General features: G+C 47.6%; 2 protein-coding genes. Both read left to right on the top strand.

What is annotated here, in order from left to right:
• Positions 1-680 (top strand): SdpI family protein (locus tag AC2VLY_RS00565; protein WP_486893539.1); only part of this gene is annotated, 680 nt, incomplete at its 5' end.
• A 46-nt stretch (positions 681-726) separates the two neighbouring features.
• On the top strand, positions 727-1,105 hold a 379-nt coding region (locus AC2VLY_RS00560), incomplete at its 3' end, for an alpha/beta hydrolase family protein (RefSeq protein ID WP_486893538.1).

Below are 1,105 nucleotides of genomic sequence, written 5' to 3'. Positions count from 1 at the left end.
CGAACACTTTGGAGGTGGTGATAGTGATGAATAAGAAAAAGGCAATGCCGTGGTGGGGCTGGCTTGCTTGGATCTTGGCAATTGTGCTGGGGTGTATGGCGTACGTTCATCTCCCTGCACGGGTTCCAAGCCATGTCAATTCGACGGGAAGACCGGCTCTCTTCATTTCGCGTCTGGTAGCGACTTTGTACGAACCGTCAATCATGCTTGTCATCATACTCTTATGGCATGTGCTCTGGAGGATTGACCCGAAGAGAAGAAACTACGAATCCTTCTGGTTGACGTATCGATATATCGGCGGCGTCATTGTTGTGTGTATTGGATTGATCTACCTCACGGTTTTAGGACACCTTTTGCACATCGGTTCTATGCGTTTCGCTCCGACCGCATACGGTATCATGTTCATGCTGATCGCAAATGTTTTACCGCGTCTTCGACCGAATTGGTGGATCGGCGTTCGCACGCCTTGGACATTATCAAGCGAACAAAGCTGGATTCGTACTCACCGGTTATGCGGACAATTGGGCATTCCAATGGGGATGCTTATCGTCGTTCTCGCCTGGGTTTTACCAATTGGGAAAATGATGATGCCTGCAGTTTTATTGCCGGTTATTTTATGGGTGCTCATTACGGTTGTGGCGTCGTATTTTTACGCAAAAGAGGATCGACACCATCGATAAACGCATGGCGTTTTATTTTGATTTTCAACCATCGGAGGTGAGTGCAATGGGTGATGAAAAAATTGTTATCGGTGCTGAGACGAAATACCCACTGAACGGCATATTGGCCATTCCTGAGGGAACGAACGGATTATTCCCAGCGGTAGTTTTGGTTCATGGTTCAGGTCCGAGCAATATGGATGAAAAAATCGGGAATGTCACTCCGTTTAAAGACCTTGCTGAGGGGCTATCGGCAAGGGGAATCGCCGTGTTACGGTATGACAAGAGAACATTCGTCTATGGCAAGCAAATGAGAAATGACACTGGCCTATCAGTAAAAGAAGAAACTATTGAGGATGCTATCCTTGCGGCTGATTTCCTGAGAAGCGACCCAAGGATTCACTCCAGCAAAGTCTTTATCCTCGGTCATAGCATGGGGGGCATGT

Source organism: Acidithiobacillus sp. TH-A36, assembly GCF_057473445.1.
This window is presented reverse-complemented; position numbering and strand designations above follow the sequence as displayed.